Below are 16647 nucleotides of genomic sequence, written 5' to 3' on the forward strand. Positions count from 1 at the left end.
GCTCGACGACCTGCTAGATGAATTTTTGCAGATAGACCACGCCGAAATCCTGGCCGTGCTTGCGGCCGACCCGTTGCAACTCGCCGCGCCGCTCGAAGCCGTTTTGCTGGTGGAAGCGGATGCTGCCCTGGTTGAGCGACGAGACGTGGGCCAAGAGCGTGTCCACGCCGCGCTGGCGGGCGCTGGCGACGAGGCTTTGCAGTAGTAGTCGGCCCAGGCCCTTGCCGGTGTGCTCCGGGGCGATGAAGTACGTGACCTGGGCCGTGCGGCGCAGGGTCTCGGCCGGCAGAAACGGCGTCAAAAAACCCAGGCCGATCACCTGGCCGTCCTCCTCGGCCACCACAAAGCTGCCATCCAGGCAGATGTTTAGCAGATGCTCGAAGGCTTGCGGCGGGTGCGGGGTTTCGGGATAGGCGGCGAAGCTGTTGGCCACGTAGTGGTTGAAGATGGCCATCACCGCCGGCCCGTCTTGCGCGTCGGCCGGCCGCAGAACGATCTCGCCTGAATGCTTCATTTCTGTTTCCCCCTCGTTCATGCTGAATAAATGCCTGGCCGGCCGGATCAACGCGCCAACTCGGCCGCGTGGCGTCTGGAACGGCTCGATGCGCCAGTCTGGATCCTTGACAAAGGGCTCCAGGTGCAGGCTGTTGTAATAGACCACCCGCAGGCGATCCAGATGGGGCAGGGCCATCAGCCGGGCCGAAAGCCGCCGCACCACGAACTCGGCAAAAGGATTGTATAGGTAAAACAACGTGCCGTCCTCGGGCAGGGCGGCGCTGGCGTCGGCGCAGACGATGCTCACGTTGGCGTGGGGGGCCAGGCGGGCGGCCGTGTCGGCGGCCACCTCCGGATCCAGCTCCAGGCCGATGACGCGGTTTGGCGCGCCCAGCGACAGCAGGTAATTGATCACCCGGCCCCAGCCGCAGCCGATATCGACGATGACGTCGTTTTCGGCGATGGGCGCGACGTGCGTGAAAACGTGCTCCAGCACGTGATAGGGCGTGTCCTCGGTGTTGTAGGCCCCCTTGTGGGCCAGGCGCGTCTTGCGCGGCTTGCCCAGCACCCGACCGCCCCAGCGCAGGTCGCGGGCCATGTCCTTGCTGCGTCCCATTTTTTGGCCCTAGATGCGCCTGATGCGCGCGGCGATGTCAAAATCCATCTCGGCCAGGGGCCGGCGGCGCAGGCGGTGGGGCAGGGCCAGCAGGGCGGCGGCGTCCACGTCGGAGCGCAGGACCGCGCGGCGGCCGTCGAGGGCGGCCATGGTCATGGCGCACTTGAGCAGGGTCAGATCGCCGCGGTGGCCGTCCACGCCCAGGCCCAGGGTCAGTTGCACCACGCGGTCGAGGATCTCCGGGCCGGCCTGGACCTTGGGCAGCAGGCGGCGGGCGGCGGCGATGGCGCGGGCGATGGCCCGGCCGGCGGCGGCGTGGGCCTTGACGAAGCGGGCCGGGTCTTTTTCAAAGGCCAGGCGATTGGCGATGACGGCCACGCGCTGGGCCGGGTCGCTCAGGCCGCCGACCTGCACGCACAGGCCGAAGCGGTCGGTGAGCTGGGGCCGCAGTTCGCCCTCCTCGGGGTTCATGGTGCCCACCAGCGTGAAGCGCGAGGGATGGCTGACGCTGATCGATTCGCGTTCGACGGTGTTTACGCCCATGGCCGCGGCGTCGAGCAGGGCGTCGACCAGGTGGTCGTCTAGCAGGTTGACCTCGTCGACATAGAGGATCTGGCGGTTGGCCGCGGCCAGAATGCCCGGCTGAAAGCGCGTCTGCCCCTCGCCGATGGCGCTTTCCATGTCCAGCGAGCCCAGCAGGCGGTCCTCGGTGGCGCCCACGGGCAGCTCGACCACCCGCACGCGGCGCGTGGCCACGGGCAGTTCCTGTCCGGCGCTCAAGCGGGCGCGGCAAGCGGCGCACATGGCCGCCGCGTCCCGGGGATCGCAGGCGTAGGGGCAGTCGGCCACGGCCTTTTGCTGGGGCATCAGCTCGGCCAGGGCCCGCACGGCGGTGGATTTGGCCGTGCCCTTTTCGCCGCGGATGAGCACGCCGCCCACCCGGGGGTTGACCACGTTGATGATCAGGGCCAGCTTCATCTGGTCTTGGCCGACCAGGGCCGCGAAGGGGTAGAGGGGCTGGGCGTTTTGCGTGGGGGCGTGATTCATGATCCTCACCAATGGGCCTTGACCAGGTCGAGCACCCGGTCGGCGGTCAGCCGGCGCAGGGAGATGCACGGCGCGCCGAGATAGTCGGCCAGGGGCCGGCAGAGGTTGGCTTCGTGAAAATGGCCGGTGTCGATATCGACGACAACGTAGCGCACGCGGCCGTCCTTGGCCAGGCTTTTGGCCAGGTCGAGCGCCTCGCGGTCGGCGTAGCCGCCGTCTCCCCAGCCGTCTCCCCAGCCGCCGCCCTTGTTGCCTGCCCGGCCCAGGTCGATGTCCTCGCCCAGGCTGGCGGCCAGGGGCACGTTGGGCCGGCCGTCGGTGAAGACGACCACCAGCGGGGTGAGCTTGGGATCGCGGGCCAGTTCGCGGCTGACGGCCTGGGCGGTGACGGCCAGCCCCGCGGCCAGGGGCGTCTTGCCGCCGGTGGGCAGCTCGGCCAGCAGCTTGCGGGCCACCTCCACGCTGCCGGTGGGCGGCAGAAGCAGCCTGGCGGCGTTGCCGCCAAAGGCCACCAGGCCCACGCGATCGCGCTTTTGGTAGGCCTCGGTGAGCAGGCCCAACACGGCCTGCTTGCTCACGCGCATGCGCGCGGCGGCGTTCATCGAGCCGCTGGCGTCGACGCAGAACATGATCAACCGGCCCCGCCTGGCCAGGCGCACTTTTTCGCGGATATCCTGGCCGCGCACGACCAGGGCCGGGCCGCCGGGCGCGCGGCGGGAGCGCTGGTGGGGCGCGGCGGCGCGCAGGGTGGCGTCGAAGGCCAGGCCTCGGCCCAGGCGCAGGGCCGAGGCCCGCACGTAGCGGCCCCGCGCCGAATCGGTCTGGCGGGCGGCGCGGCGGCCGGCCTGGCGCAGGCTGCCGGTCTCCTTGGCCGATAGCCGCGTGGCGATGGCCGGGGCCTCGGCGGCCTCCCACAGTTGCAGGACGCGCTCCTGGGGGCCTGGTTGATCGCCGAGCGGCTGGAGCTGGTCGTCGGCCTTGATGACGACCACGCGCCGGGGTTCTTCCTCGCCGGGTTGATCGGGCGGCGGGTCTTTGAGCAGGCGCTCGAAGCTCTGGCCGTGGTTTTGCGCCGCGCCCGTGGCGCGGTGGGCCAAGGCCATGGCGGCCACGCGATCGACATCGGCCGGCGTGGCCTGGCCGCGGCCTTGCCAGGCGGCCAGGGCGCGGGCCGCGCGGGCCATGGCCAACTCGGCGCGTTGACCCCGCGCGCCGGCCCAGGCGGCCAACGCGGCGGCGCGCCGGGCGGCGGACGGCGTCAGACTCACGTTGGCCAGGGCCTGGCGGGCGGCCAGCAGACGGCCGCGCAAGCGATCCTCAGCCTTGGCCCAGCGGGCGGCAAAGGCGGCCGGATCGGCCTCGTGGGCCAGGCGACGGCGCAAAAGCTCCTTGCGCGCCTCGGGGTCTTGCTCGGCGGCCACCTCCACGCACAGGCCGAAGCGGTCCAGGAGCTGGGGCCCCAGGCCGCCTTCCTCGGGGTTGTAGCTGGCGATGAGCGTGATCTGGGCCGGATGGGCGAAACTGACGCCCTCGCGTTCGACCGTGGCCAGGCCCGAGGCCGCCGCGTCGAGGATCAGATGGGCCAGATGCGGGGCCAGCAGGTTTACTTCGTCGATATAGAGCACGCCGCGATGGGCCCGGGCCAACAGGCCCGGCGCGAACGCCAGCCGGCCTTCCTGGATGGCCGCGTTGATGTCCAGCGCGCCGACCAGGCGGTCCTCGGTGGCGCCCAGAGGCAGATCGACAAAGGGCGTGGCCGCCGTGGCCCGGGGCAGGGGCCGCGAGGCGGCGGCGCAGCGCGGGCACGGCGGTCCATCGGGGTCGCAGCCCAGCGGGCAGCCGGCCACCACGCACAGCGGCGGCAGCAGGCCGGCCAGGGCCCGGGCGGCGGTGGATTTGGCCGTGCCTTTTTCGCCGCGCAGCAAAACACCGCCCAAACCGGGGTCGACGGCGGCCAACAGCAGGGCCAGTTTCATCGACCGCTGGCCGACGATGGCCGCGAAGGGATAGCCGATGGGCCCGCTTGGGCTTGTGGCGTGTTTGGCCATGAACCGTGCTCTACGCTCTATGGGGCCGAAACAACAAATATATTGTCGGCGGCGCGCCTTGTAAACACCGACGAGGGCACAAACTGAACCGCCACTCATATCTTATAGGAAAGAACTATCGATATCGATCGTCATTTCATATTTGACCCTGAAAGTTTCAAAACGAGATGATAATCTCGAAGGTAACGTAGTTATTGTGCTTTTTTGTGCAATTTGCAAGTTCCCCGCACCCTGTTAGCGCGGCAATCCCGAGCTAGCCCATCATTTTGATCCGCATGCGCCTTCAGGGCTTCCACCGGCCGCGACCAAGCCTTCCCGGCAAGGGGCTTGGCCCACTGGCCACGCAATGAGGACCGAGCAGGAGGGCCAGATGGACAAATTGGATCATGTCCTTGAGCACATCGATTCAAAGGGCATAAATCGGCGCGACTTCATCAAGTTGACCACGCTGGTCACCTCGGTGCTGGGCCTGGCGCCGGCGATGATTCCCAAGGTGGCCCAGGCCATGACGGCCAAGGAGCGACCCACGGTGATCTGGCTGCATTTCGCCGAGTGCACGGGCTGTTCGGAGGCCTTCATCCGCTCGTCCTATCCGTGGATCGACGAGCTGGTGTTGGAGGTGCTCAACGTGGCCTATCACGAGACGATCATGGCCCCGGCGGGCCATGCGGCCGAAAAATCGCTGCACGAGGCCATGGAGAGGTACAAGGGCAAGTATATCCTCGTCTGCGAGGGCGGCATCCCCACCGCCGACGGCGGGGTGTGGGGCAAGGTGGCCGGCCGGCCCATGATCGAGATCGCCAAGGAGGCGGCCAAGGGCGCGGTGGCGGTCATGGCCATGGGCACCTGCGCCTGTTACGGTGGGGTGCAGGCGGCCAAGCCCAACCCGACCAAAGCCATGGGCGTGGGCGAGGCCCTGGGCATCCAGACGATCAACTTGGCGGGCTGCCCGCCCAACCCGGTCAACGCCGTATCGGCGGTGGTGCAGTTTCTGCTGCTGGGCCGCACGCCGGCCCTGGACGATTACGGCCGGCCCAAGTTCGCCTATGGCGCGACCATCCACGACAAATGCCCCCGCCGGGCCCACTTCGAGGAGGCCGAGTTCGTCAAGCGTTTCGGCGACGAGGGGGCCATCAACGGCTGGTGTCTGTTCGAGATGGGCTGCAAGGGCCCCGACACCCACAACAACTGTTCGCTGGTCAAGTTCAACGACGGCACCAACTGGCCGGTGGGCGCCGGCCACCCCTGTCTTGGCTGCTCCGAACCACAGTTCTGGGACAACATGGCCCCGTTTTACACTTCCAAGCCCTGATGGGCGGCACGGGGCCACGACCGATTTGATTTGAATTTGTCCCCAGAAGGAGGACGGACAAGATGGCGAAGCTGACCATTGACCCCATTACGCGCATCGAGGGGCATCTGCGCATCGACGTCGAGATCGAAAACGGCAAGGTGAAGGACGCCTGGAGCTCGGCCCAGCTTTTCCGTGGCCTGGAGATCATCCTCAAAGGCCGCGACCCCCGCGACGCCCCGCACATCACCCAACGCGCCTGCGGCGTGTGCACCGAGGTCCACGCCCTGGCCTCCATCCGCGCCCTGGACGACGCCGCCGGCGTGAAGATCCCGGACCTGGCCCGCCTGACGCGCAACCTCTTGCACGGCGTCCAGTTCATCCACGATCACATCACCCATTTTTACGTGCTGCACGCCCTGGACTGGGTCGACGTCGTCAACGCCCTCCAGGCCGACCCCAAAAAGACCGCCGCGTTGGCCGACAGTCTGGGCAACTACCCCAACAGCGGCGTCAACGACTTCAGGGACGTCAAGGCCCGGCTGCAAAAGTTCGTCGACAGCGGTCAACTTGGCCCCTTTGCCAACGGCTATTGGGGCCACCCGGACTACCGCCTGCCGGCCGAGGCCAACCTGCTGGCGGCGGCCCACTACATCGAGTGGCTGCGCATGCAGACCCGCGCCGCGCGCATGATGGCCATGCTCGGTGGCAAAAATCCCCATGTGCAGGTGCATGTCACCGGCGGCGTATCGTGCGTGCAGGACGTGATGGACGTCGAGCGCCTGTCGGAATTTCTGTGGTATTTGCAGGCCATGCGCCGCTTCATCGACAATGTCTATCTCCCCGACCTTTTGGCCGTGGCTTCGTTCTACAAGGACTGGGGCGGCATCGGCGGCACGACCAACTTCCTGGCCTATGGCAATTTTCCGCAAAAGTCGGGCCCCTATGGCCAGGAGGATATGTGGCTGCCCGGCGGCGTGATTTTTGACCGCGACATAGCCAAGCCCCAGCCCGTCGATCCGGCCAGGATCACCGAGGAAGTCAAGCGGGCCTGGTACGCCGACGGCGAGCCCCGGCATCCCTACCAGGGCGTCACCGAGCCGATTTTGCCCGACTACGACTATGAAGGCAAATACAGCTTCTTCAAGGCCCCGCGCTACGAAGGCCGGCCCATGGAGGTGGGCCCTCTGGCCCAGATGCTCATGGCCTACGCCGGCGGCGTCGCCCCGGTCAAGGCCTCGGTGGAGGCGGTGCTCAAGCATTTGGACATCCCGGTGACGGCCCTGTTCAGCACCCTGGGCCGCACCGCCGCCCGGGCCATCCAGACCAAGGTCATCACCGACGAGATGGAGCTGTGGGTCAACCAGATCGTCGAGCGCCTGCGCGTCGGCGACACCGAGACCGTGGCCCGCTGGCAGTGGCCGGGCGAGGCCATGGGCATGGGCCTGATCGACGTGCCCCGGGGCGCGTTGGGCCACTGGGTGAAGCAAAACGCCCAGAACCGCATTGACAACTACCAGTTGGTGGTGCCCAGCACCTGGAACCTGGGCCCCCGCGACGCCAAGGGTCAATTGGGGCCGGTGGAGGAATCGCTGGTGGGCACGCCGGTGGCCGACCCCAAGCGGCCGGTGGAGATCCTGCGCACGGTTCACTCCTTCGACCCGTGCATCGCCTGCGGCGTGCACGTGATCGACCCGCACACCAACGAGGTGTACAAATTCAAGGTGCTTTAGGCCTTGGAGGCGGGCCGGTCATCGCGGCGGGGCGGCGGTATTTTTGGCCGCTCCGCCGCCTTTCTGTTATAATTTTCAATAATGAGCGATTCTGACAAGATGCGTATCCTTGTGCTGGGCGTGGGCAACGTGTTGCTGCGCGACGAGGGTGTGGGCGTGCGGGTGCTGGGCGAGTTGGCGCGCCGTTTCGCCTTTCCCGAAAACGTCCGCCTGGTCGATGGCGGGGTGCTGGGCCTGTCGCTGACGGGCACGATCATGGACGCCGACCACGTTGTCGTCATCGATGCGGTGCGCGGCGGTAAGCCGCCGGGCACGGTGTTTCGTTTCGACTGGGAGGCCAGGCCCGATCACATCCACTACAAAGATTCGCTGCATCAGATCGACCTGATGGAGACCATGGCCATCCTGCCGCTTTTGGGCGATGCGCCCAAGGTGACGGTGGTGGGCGTGGAGTACGAGGACATCGACGGCTGGGGCCTCTATCTGACGCCCAAGGTGGAGGCGGCCGTCGAAAAGATGATCGCGGCGGTGCTGGCCGAGTTGGACGCCCTGGGCGTACGGCCGCTGGCCCGAAGCCGCTGGGAGAAGGCCCCCGATGTGTTTGGCGGCGCCAGCCAAGGTAATTGAGCTCGACGAGGGCATGGCCACGGTGGACGTGGGCGGGGTCTTGCGCCGGGTGAGCACCGTGCTGGCCCCACCGCTGAAGGTGGGCGATTATGTCATCATGCACGCCGGATTCGCCATGCACCGCCTGGATGAAAGCGAGGCCCTGGCCTCGCTGGCGTTGTTGCGCGAGATGGTCGAAGCGGTTGACCGGCAAGGCGGCGGAGAAAAACAATCATGAGCGAAAAGATTGCCCGCAAGGAAAAGGTCTGCCAAGAGGAGGCCTGCGCGGAAAATTGGGAGCAACTGGGCGAGGATTGGGCGGCCAAATGCGCCAGCTTCGTCTTCTGCCCCTTTTGCGCCAACGAGATGATCACCCGGTGTTCGGCCTGCGGCGAGGCCATCCACGACATCGGTTTCAAGTTCTGCCCCTGGTGCGGGGCTCAGTTCGAGCAATAGCCGCGCCCCGGCCGACAACCAGCGGTAGCGGCGCGCACGGCCTGGCCCTTGGCCGGATGGTTGCATCGATAAGCGTTTTACGTTACATTGGAACAACCTGCCTCTAATCATAAAAGCAGCGCTAGCGCCGGCGTCTTGAACAATACCGCTTGACCCGACTTTCGACTCCGGGGCGCATTTTTGCCGTCAGGCGGGGCTATCCATGGCGCGGGTATTGATCATAGACGACGATCCTCTGATCTGCCAGATGCTGGCGGCCAAGCTTGTCAAGATGGACTGCCTGGCCGACAGCGCCCACACTCTGGCCGCGGGCGTGGCCATGGCCCAGGCCCAGCCTTACGACGTGGTCTACCTCGACGTGCGCATGCCCGACGGCAACGGGTTGGAGCAGGTCGAGAAGTTGCGCCTGAGCGGGGCCCAGCCCGAGGTGATCATCATCACCGGCATGGGCGACCCGGAAGGGGCCGAAAAGGCCATCAAGAGCGGGGCCTGGGATTACATCGAAAAAGGCTCCTCGATCAAGGACATGGTTCTGCCGCTGATGCGCGCCCTGCAATATCGCCGGGAAAAGGGCGCGGCCAAACCCCTCAGGGCCCTCAAACGCGAGGCCATCATCGGCTCCAGCCCCAAGATGCAGCTTTGCTTCGACATGCTGGCCCAGGCCGCCGGCAGCGACGCCAGCGTGCTCATCACCGGCCAAACCGGCACGGGCAAGGAGCTTTTCGCCAGGGCCATTCACGAAAACAGCCCCCGCGGCCACAGTAGTTTCGTGGTGGTCGACTGCGCGGCCCTGCCCGAGTCGCTGGTGGAGAGCATGCTCTTTGGCCACGAGCGCGGGGCCTTCACCGGCGCCGATCGCCCCCGTGACGGCCTGGTGAGCCAGGCCAACGGCGGCACGCTGTTTTTGGATGAGGTGGGCGAACTGCCCTTGTCGATGCAAAAGGCCTTTTTGCGCGTGTTGCAGGAGCGACGTTTCCGGCCCATCGGGGCCAAGGAAGAGGTCTCCAGCGAATTCAGGCTGGTGGCCGCCACCAACCGCGACCTGGACCAGATGGCCGCTGACGGTCGCTTCCGCCAGGATCTGCTCTACCGCCTGCGTTCGATCACCATCCATCTGCCGCCGCTTTGCCAGCGTCAGGACGACCTGCACGAACTGACCGTCAGCTATCTCAACCGTCTCTCCCAGCGCTGGGGCGTCGAGATCAAGGGCGTCAGCCCCGACTTCTTCGACGCGCTGCGTCACTACAACTGGCCCGGCAACGTGCGCGAGCTGTTCAACGTGCTGGAGCAGGCCATGACCGCCGGCGGATCATCGCCGACCCTTTTCGCCAGGCATCTGCCCGAGTCCATCCGCATCGCCAGGGCCGTCGACAGCATGAGCCGCGCCGCTGGCGACGGCCACAAGGCCGCCGTCATCACCACCCTGGCCAACCACACCGGCGGGAGGTCCGCCCCGGCGAAGCAGCCCGCTTGGCCGGGCCCGGACGCCTCGGGCATGTTTCCGACGCTTGGCGATGTGCTCGAAGAGGCCATGGCCAGGGTCGAACGGGCCTATCTGGCCGATTTGATGGATCACGTGGATTGGGATATCCGCCGGGCCTGCGCCATATCGGGGCTGTCGCGCACGGGGCTCTACAACCGGCTGAAAAAGTGCGGCGTTTCGCGCCGCGCCTGAGTCAGTCCAGTTCGGCCAGGGCTTCTTCCAGCTCCATGAACAGCTCGTCCATGCGCGCCAGGTCTTGCTCGGCGGCGGCCAGCAGCCAACTGGCGATGTTGTTTTGCGCCTGGCGCTCCAGGGCCTCCAGGCGGCCGGCCCAGCGGCTGGCGATCTGGCGCGTTTTCGGTTCGACGTGAGGGTCGAGGCCCAGGCGGGCCACCACGGGAACCAACTCCATCAGCGGCGGTTCGTGTTGCAGATAGCGGTTGTCGAGCTTGCAGATGCGCCCATGCAGGGCCGGAAAGTCCTTGGCCAGGCTTTTGGCGTAGTGGGCCTCCACGCGCACCCTGATCTGCTGGAACCTGCTCATGACGCTCTCCCGTCGATGACGTTGGGCGTGGCCAACGGCGTGTCTGGCGGATAGGCCCAAGGGCGGAGTCGGTCTGTAAGCCGAGTTCTGTTCCCGGCCAAAAAGGCCGGGCGGCGGTCATTCCTCTAGGACGCCGGTTGCCCGGCGCCTCAAGCAACCTACCCGGAGGCCTCGGGCGGGCCGCCCTCCAACGCCTCCCTATTTGGTCTTGCACCGGGTGGGGTTTGCCTAGCCGGAGGCGTCACCGCCCCCGCTGGTGAGCTCTTGCCTCACCGTTTCACCCTTACCGCCGGCGCGCCGGCGGCGGTTTGCTTTCTGTGGCGCTATCCGTGGGGTTTCCCCCCCTGGCCGTTAGCCAGCACCCTGCCCTGTGGTGCTCGGACTTTCCTCCCGCCCCCGCAAAGGGGGCCGGCGACCGCCCGACCGGCTCCGTCCCGGGCCTTTTTTTCTTGGGCGGCGCGCGCCTCAGTTGGCGCGGCGGTCCATGGCCTGGTTGGCCAGGCCGTCGGCCACGCCGTTTTGCTCGCGCCTGACATGCACTATATGCGCGCCGGTGAATTGTTGCAACAGCGCCTTGGCCTTTTGAAACAGCGGCTTGAGGTGGGGGGCCTTGACCTGATATTGGCCGCCAAGCTGCTTGACCAGAAGCTCGCTGTCCAGACGCACATCGATCTGGCCCACGCCCAGCTCCAACGCCGCCTCCAGGCCCATGAGCAGCGCCTGGTATTCGGCCACATTGTTGGTGGCCTGGCCCAGATAGCGGCTGAGCGCGGCGATTTGCGCGCCGCTTTGGTCGTAGATCACCGCGCCGGCCCCGGCCGGGCCGGGGTTGCCCCTGGCCCCGCCATCGGCGTAGAGCGTGGCCGCGAAGGCCTGGGGCCTCGCCAGATCGGCGGGTCGCGACGGCGGCGCTTGCGTGGGCTCCGGGGCCAGCAGGGCGGCCGCCCGGCGCAGGCAACGGGCCATGGTCGCCTCGTCGGCCGGCAAATCAAGCCCCTGGCCCCGCTCCAGGGCCTGGGCCAGGGCGGTCAGCAGGGCCGCGCAACCGGCGTCGTCGGGGGCCGAATGGCTCACAGGTCGTTGAACTGGTCGGAGTCGGCCCAGTAGACCAGGCGTTGGCACGACGAACAGCGCATGATCTTGTCCATGCGCTGCAACTCGTTGTATTGCTGTGGCGGCATGTTCATGTGGCAGACGCCGCAACTGCCGCCGCTGACCGGGGCCACGGCCACGCCTTGCCGACGGGGGCGGATGAAGTCGTACTCGGACAAAAGCTGCGCGTCGATGCCGCAGGTCATGGTCTTGCGTTGGCCCTGCAACTGCTGGATCTGACCCTCCAGATGGGCCTTGCGTTGGGCCAGGTTGGCGCGTTCCTCCTCGGCCCCGGCCACCGCGGCGGCCAGTTTTTCGCCCAGCGCGCCGGCCTTGGCCGCTAGGGCCTCGTGGCGCTCCATGGCCTCGATCAGCAGGTCGTCGGTCTCTTTGATCGAGTCCTTGGCCTCGTCGATCTCGGCGGTGGCGGCCTGGTATTCTTTCTGGGCCTTGGCGCCCATCAGGCGGCTTTCGGCCTTGCGCTGGCGGGCGCGCAACTCCTCGGCGCGGCGTTCGAGCTCCTTGCGGATCTTGGCGGCCTGGTCCAGTTCGGCCTGGACGATGTTTTGTTCCGAATGCAGGGATTGCTCGATCTGGTCCAACTCGGCCAGGCGGGCGGGGATGCGGCCCAGTTCCTGTTCAAGTTCGTAGGCGGTTTTATCGACGGTCTGCAATTTTACCAGTAGGCGCAGTTGTTCGATCAAGATATCACCTCCGGTCGCCAGGCGACCATATATTGTGCCGCGAATGGGCCTAGGGCCTGGCCCCTGGTCCATCCGCCGGGCGCCATGGGCCTTGGCCCTGGGCGCTTGCCGTTATCTCGCAATCAAACCCGGCCTCGGCCAGCATGGCCGCCAGCCGCTTGGCCCAGGGTTCGACAATGACCACTTCGGTTTGATAATGTCCCAGGCAGCACAGCAGCAGGCCCAGGTCTTGCGCCTGTTCGGCGCTGTGGTGGCCGGCCTCGCCGGTGACAAAGGCCTGGGCGCCCATGGCCGCGGCTTGGGCCAGGTATTCGGCCCCCGAGCCGCCCAGCACGGCCACGCGGTGGACGATGTCGGGCGCGGGGCCGGCAATCATGGCCGTGCTCGCCCCCAACCGCCGCGCGGCCCAGGCGGCGAAACGTTCGCCGGCCATGGGCTCGGCCAACTGGCCCACGCGGCCCAGGCCAAAGCCGCTGGGCCCCTGACGCAAGGGATAGATGTCGAAGGCTGGCTCCTCGTAGGGATGGGCCCGCAGCATGGCCCGCACCGCCGCGCCGGCCTCCCGCGCCGGCACGACGACCTCCAGGCGGATTTCCTCGACCGTGACGGCTTGGCCGGCCTGGCCCACTAAGGGGCGGCCCTGGTCCGGGGCCAAAAAATGCCCCCGACCGGGGGCGCTGAAGGAGCATTGGGCGTAGTCGCCGATGACGCCGGCGCCCGCGGCGAACAGGGCCTGGGCGATCTGTTCGGCGTGGGACTGGGGCGCGAAGCAGACCAGCTTTTGCAGGCCTCCCATACCGGCCGGGGCCAGCGGTTTGGCCTCGACCAGATCCAGGCGCGCGGCCAGGGCGTCGTTGACGCCGCCGGGGGCCGCGTCCAGGTTGGTGTGGGCGGCGAACAGGGCCACCCCGGCGTTGGCGGCCCGCAGCAGGCGAGCCGTGGCCGGGTTGTCCTGGCGCAGATTTTTCAGGGGACGGAAAAGTGGCGGGTGGTGGGTGAGGATCATGTCGACGCGGGCGGCGATGGCCCGCTCCAGCAACTCGGGCGAAAGCTCCAAAGCCACCCAGGCTCGGCGCACCGCCGCGTTCGGGTCGCCCAGCAACAGCCCGACGTTGTCCCAGTCCTCGGCCGTCCAGGACGGAGCCCAACGCTCCATCAGTCCGACGATATCCCGCGCCTTGGGGGTTTGCAGGCTGCTGGCCATGCCGTCAAACAAGCAGGCACCCCTTGAAGGGGCGCCCAGTCCTCGGCCGTTTGGGACGGCTAGGTTCGATTATATGTCGCGCTTGGCGGCGCCTTGCGGCGTCCATCGGCCTGCTCCGCCACGAAAATATGGTGGGCCCACCTGGCCTCGAACCAGGGACGAACCGGTTATGAGCCGGTGGCTCTACCAACTGAGCTATGGGCCCCGGGAATCACGAAGATTTCATTATGGCCGCCAGCCAAGCGGCTGTCAAGCCCGGCGCGGGAATTGTCAGGCCCCGCCCGCCAGCAAATCGCGCATTGTCCCGCCCAGGATCATCTCGCGTTCGCCGGCCGTCAGCGGCAGGCCCATGAACCACTCCAGATATGGCCCGGGGCTGCGGAAGGGGGCGTCGGAGCCGTAGACCACCCGCTCGGCCCCCTTGCCCCGGACGATGGCCACCACCTGCTCGGGCGGGATCAGGTAGCCGATCCACGAAAGGTCGTAATAGACGTTGTCGAGGCGGTTGAGCTGGTCGATCTGGTCCCAGCCGTAGCAACTGCCGCCGTGGGCGGCGATGAATCTGGTGCGCGGGTGGGCCGCGGCCACGGCGCATAGCTCGTGGGCCTGGCAGCCGTGCAGGTTGAAGGCCTCGACCAGGCCGGTCATATGCGGCTTGGCCGCCAGCAGACCATCGTCTTGCAGGGTGTCGATGAGCACCGGCAGGCCGGAATCATCGATCTGGTCGAACATGCGCAGAACCAACGGGTCATCCAGGCGAAACCGCTGCAAAAACGGATGCAGCTTGATGCCGCGCAGGCCCAACTCGGCCATCAGGGCCAGTTCGGCGCTCACGTCGCAGCCGGGCAGCAGCGTGCCAAAAGGGATGATCGCGTCGTGTTCGCGGGCCGCCTGGGCCGCCCAACGGTTCATGGCCGTCACGCGCTCGGGCCGGCTGGTCACCGGCAGCAAGACGAATTCATCCACGCCGCAGGCGTCCTGGGCCGCCAACACGTCCTCCAGCGCGCCGCCCATGTCCAGCCGCCATTTGTGAGGATTGTCATCGGGTAGTTGATGATCCAAAATTGTGAGTTTCTGAACTAGTGCTTCAAGATCCTCGGGTAAAAAGGCATGGCAGTGCGCGTCGATAATCATTTCTATAACGACCCCGTAATATCTGGGTGGCAATCGCTTTCTGCGATGTAGTAAGCTCGTTCAGGGCGCGAGTCAACTATGGCCAAATCGGGACCCGCTGTCAATTGGGGGAGTTCGTTCCGGTTTGACCTAGAGTTTGTCCATCTGGGCAAGGGGGTGCATGCTATGGCTCTTCGCATCGGCATAAGCGGCAAGATTCTCAGCGGAGTGTTGGCCTCGTTGGCGCCAATGGCCTTGGTGATACTACTCTTGAGCTACCTGGCCGCCAGCGATATCCAGAAAAGCGCGCAGCAGGATCTGGAGCACATCACCACCAACCTGCGGGCCATATGTCAGTCCCAGGAAGAACTATTGCAGAAAAAGGTCGACAGCGACCTGAAGGTGGCCGTCAACGTGCTCAACCAGTTTTCCTGGGAAGCGCCCATGGCCATCAGCCCCGACCAGACCACCAAGTGGACCGTGACCAACCAGGACACCAAGCAGAGCCAGGAGCTGGAGCTGCCCCTGTTGCAGGCCGGCGACCACATCATTTCCAAGAATTTCGAGGCCGTCGATCGCATCAAAAGCCTGGTGGGCTCGGAGGCGGCCTTTTTTCAGCGCATGAACGACCAGGGTGACCTACTCAACGTCTCGACCACCGTGGCCATGGGCGACAAGCGCGCCATCGGCACCTACATGCCCGCCTCCTCGCCCGTGGCCCAGGCCCTGCTGGCCAACAAGGAATATCGCGGCCGGGCCTTCGTGGTCGACGGCTGGTACATCACCGCCTACAAACCCATGATCGACGTCAACGCCAAGGTGGTCGGCGGGCTCTACGTGGGCGTGCCCGAGCTTTCGACCAAAAGCCTGCTGGACGCCTTTCGCAAGATCAAGGTCTACGACTCGGGCTTTGCCTTCGTCTTCAACCGCCAGGGCGACATGATCGTCCACCCCAAGCTGGCCGGGACCAACGTGTTGGGTCAGGGCGAGCAAAAGGCCATGTTCGGCCAGATGGTCCAGGCCCTGGACGACAAGGGCGCGGCCGGCCAGGTGCGCTCGATCAAGCTTGACGACGCCGACGGCCGGGCCATGGAGCTGTGCTACGCCACCTTCCAGCCGTGGGACTGGGTCATCGGCGTGGCGGTCTACGAAGATGAAATGATGGCCGGCGTGCGCAAGATGAACCTGACCGCCTGGCTGGTGCTGGGGTTGACGGTATTGGTGATGGCGCCCTTTGGTCTGGTGCTCAGCCGCAGCCTGGCCAAGCCCCTCAAGCGCTCCATCAGCGCCCTGACCGAGGGGGCCCAGCGCATGAGCCAGTCGGCGGCCACGCTCAGTTCCTCGTCCCAGAGCCTGGCCGAGGGCTCCAGCCAGCAGGCCGCGGCCCTGGAGGAAACGTCGGCTTCGCTGGAGGAAATGTCGTCGATGACCAAAAAGACGGCCGTCGACGCCAACCAGGCCGACGGCAGCATGGGCCAGGCCCGCAAGATGGTCGACCAGGCCGGCCAGGATATGGAGCTGATGGCCGGCTCCATGGGCCAGATCGCCGACGCCGGCCGCGAGATCGGCAAGATCATCAAGACCATCGACGAGATCGCCTTCCAGACCAACATCCTGGCCCTCAACGCCGCCGTGGAGGCCGCCCGGGCCGGCGAGGCCGGGGCCGGTTTCGCCGTGGTGGCCGGCGAGGTGCGCAATCTGGCCATGCGTTCGGCCGACGCGGCCCGCAACACGCAAAAGCTCATCGACGAGGTGGTCGGGCGCATCAACCAGGGGGCCGAGCTGGTCGGCCGCAGCAAGGACAGCTTCCAGGCCGTGGCCGGCGCTTCGCAAAAGGCCGCCGGCCTGATCAGCGAGATCTCGGTGGCCAGCGGCGAGCAGGCCCAGGGCATCGAGCAGGTCAGCAAGGCTTTGCACCAGATGGATTCGGTTGTCCAGCGCAACGCCGCCCAGGCCGAGGAGGCCGCCTCGGCCGCCGAGGAGATGGAGGCCCAGGCCCGCACCGTGCAGAACGTGGCCCGCGACCTGCAACGGCTTATGCACGGCGCAGGCGAGCCGGTCGACCAAACGCCGGCCGGCGGCGCGGCCCCAGGCAAGTTCGGCAAGCTGACCCAGGCCGTGGCCAACGGCCTCAAGCAGCTGCCCGCGCCCAAATAGAGCCGGTCACCGCCGCGGCTGGCGGAATTACGGCCCCGGTGAAGGCGCTTCGCCGGGG

The 16647-nt window shown here is 66.9% G+C and carries 15 protein-coding genes, 1 tRNA gene and 1 other RNA gene; 7 read left to right on the forward strand and 10 right to left on the reverse strand.

From position 1 onward, the window contains the following. Positions 1 to 13 precede the first annotated feature (13 nt). Genes DEBA_RS17695 through DEBA_RS06985 form a run of 3 tightly spaced genes read right to left on the reverse strand, consistent with a single transcriptional unit; the run spans position 14 to position 4206 of the window. Positions 14 to 1111 (reverse strand): GNAT family N-acetyltransferase, encoded by a 1098-nt coding sequence (locus DEBA_RS17695; protein WP_013258218.1) that lies wholly within the window; start codon positions 1109 to 1111, stop codon positions 14 to 16. Positions 1112 to 1120: 9 nt separating this feature from the next. Beyond that, positions 1121 to 2158 carry an ATP-binding protein gene (locus DEBA_RS06980; protein WP_013258219.1) on the reverse strand — a complete coding sequence of 346 codons (1038 nt, stop codon included), beginning with the start codon at positions 2156 to 2158 and terminating at the stop codon, positions 1121 to 1123. Positions 2159 to 2163: 5 nt separating this feature from the next. Beyond that, complete coding sequence (locus DEBA_RS06985; RefSeq protein WP_013258220.1) at positions 2164 to 4206, reverse strand: VWA domain-containing protein; 2043 nt, start codon at positions 4204 to 4206, stop codon at positions 2164 to 2166. Between the two features lie 370 nt (positions 4207 to 4576). On the opposite strand from DEBA_RS06985, the gene DEBA_RS06990 reads away from it, so the two are divergent. The 6 genes from DEBA_RS06990 (at position 4577) to DEBA_RS07015 (ending at position 9967) form a co-directional block, all read left to right on the forward strand. Then, the gene (locus tag DEBA_RS06990; protein WP_013258221.1) at positions 4577 to 5518 is read left to right on the forward strand and encodes a hydrogenase small subunit; all 942 of its coding nucleotides are present in this window, start codon (positions 4577 to 4579) and stop codon (positions 5516 to 5518) included. A 62-nt stretch (positions 5519 to 5580) separates the two neighbouring features. Beyond that, a complete protein-coding gene (locus DEBA_RS06995) occupies positions 5581 to 7230 on the forward strand; it encodes a nickel-dependent hydrogenase large subunit (protein WP_013258222.1) in 1650 nt (549 codons plus the stop codon). 81 nt (positions 7231 to 7311) lie between these two features. Continuing rightward, the gene (locus DEBA_RS07000) at positions 7312 to 7857 is read left to right on the forward strand and encodes a HyaD/HybD family hydrogenase maturation endopeptidase (protein WP_050762267.1); all 546 of its coding nucleotides are present in this window, start codon (positions 7312 to 7314) and stop codon (positions 7855 to 7857) included. After that, entirely contained in the window at positions 7826 to 8074 is a 249-nt protein-coding gene (locus DEBA_RS07005; RefSeq protein WP_013258224.1) for a HypC/HybG/HupF family hydrogenase formation chaperone, read from the forward strand. Before DEBA_RS07000 ends, DEBA_RS07005 begins: the two co-directional genes overlap by 32 nt. After that, positions 8071 to 8292: a hypothetical protein gene (locus DEBA_RS07010; RefSeq protein ID WP_013258225.1), complete on the forward strand. Its 222-nt coding sequence runs from the start codon at positions 8071 to 8073 to the stop codon at positions 8290 to 8292. The genes DEBA_RS07005 and DEBA_RS07010 overlap by 4 nt, the downstream gene beginning before the upstream one ends. Before the next feature lie 202 nt (positions 8293 to 8494). Next, the gene (locus DEBA_RS07015; protein ID WP_013258226.1) at positions 8495 to 9967 is read left to right on the forward strand and encodes a sigma-54-dependent transcriptional regulator; all 1473 of its coding nucleotides are present in this window, start codon (positions 8495 to 8497) and stop codon (positions 9965 to 9967) included. Position 9968: 1 nt separating this feature from the next. On the opposite strand, the gene DEBA_RS07020 is transcribed toward DEBA_RS07015, so the two are convergent. From DEBA_RS07020 to DEBA_RS07045, 7 genes are all read right to left on the reverse strand, one after another. Further along, positions 9969 to 10319, reverse strand: coding sequence for a hypothetical protein (locus tag DEBA_RS07020; RefSeq protein ID WP_013258227.1), 351 nt, complete (start codon positions 10317 to 10319; stop codon positions 9969 to 9971). A 60-nt stretch (positions 10320 to 10379) separates the two neighbouring features. Beyond that, positions 10380 to 10750, reverse strand: an RNA gene (gene rnpB, locus DEBA_RS17525) — RNase P RNA component class A. A 34-nt stretch (positions 10751 to 10784) separates the two neighbouring features. After that, positions 10785 to 11393, reverse strand: coding sequence for a ribonuclease HI family protein (locus DEBA_RS07025; protein WP_013258228.1), 609 nt, complete (start codon positions 11391 to 11393; stop codon positions 10785 to 10787). Beyond that, a complete protein-coding gene (locus DEBA_RS07030) occupies positions 11390 to 12115 on the reverse strand; it encodes a zinc ribbon domain-containing protein (protein ID WP_013258229.1) in 726 nt (241 codons plus the stop codon). The genes DEBA_RS07025 and DEBA_RS07030 overlap by 4 nt, the downstream gene beginning before the upstream one ends. 49 nt (positions 12116 to 12164) lie before the next feature. Beyond that, on the reverse strand, positions 12165 to 13331 hold the full coding sequence (locus tag DEBA_RS07035; protein ID WP_050762268.1) for a Nif3-like dinuclear metal center hexameric protein: 1167 nt from the start codon (positions 13329 to 13331) through the stop codon (positions 12165 to 12167). Between the two features lie 117 nt (positions 13332 to 13448). After that, a tRNA-Ile gene (locus DEBA_RS07040) sits at positions 13449 to 13524 on the reverse strand. Positions 13525 to 13589: 65 nt separating this feature from the next. Further along, positions 13590 to 14453: an amidohydrolase family protein gene (locus tag DEBA_RS07045; RefSeq protein ID WP_013258231.1), complete on the reverse strand. Its 864-nt coding sequence runs from the start codon at positions 14451 to 14453 to the stop codon at positions 13590 to 13592. A gap of 165 nt (positions 14454 to 14618) precedes the next feature. Between DEBA_RS07045 and DEBA_RS16935 the strand changes: the two genes are divergently transcribed. Then, positions 14619 to 16589, forward strand: coding sequence for a methyl-accepting chemotaxis protein (locus tag DEBA_RS16935; protein ID WP_013258232.1), 1971 nt, complete (start codon positions 14619 to 14621; stop codon positions 16587 to 16589). The last annotated feature ends 58 nt before the right edge of the window (positions 16590 to 16647 follow it).

It is taken from the genome of Desulfarculus baarsii DSM 2075 (genome assembly GCF_000143965.1).
GTDB classification, from domain to species: domain Bacteria; phylum Desulfobacterota; class Desulfarculia; order Desulfarculales; family Desulfarculaceae; genus Desulfarculus; species Desulfarculus baarsii.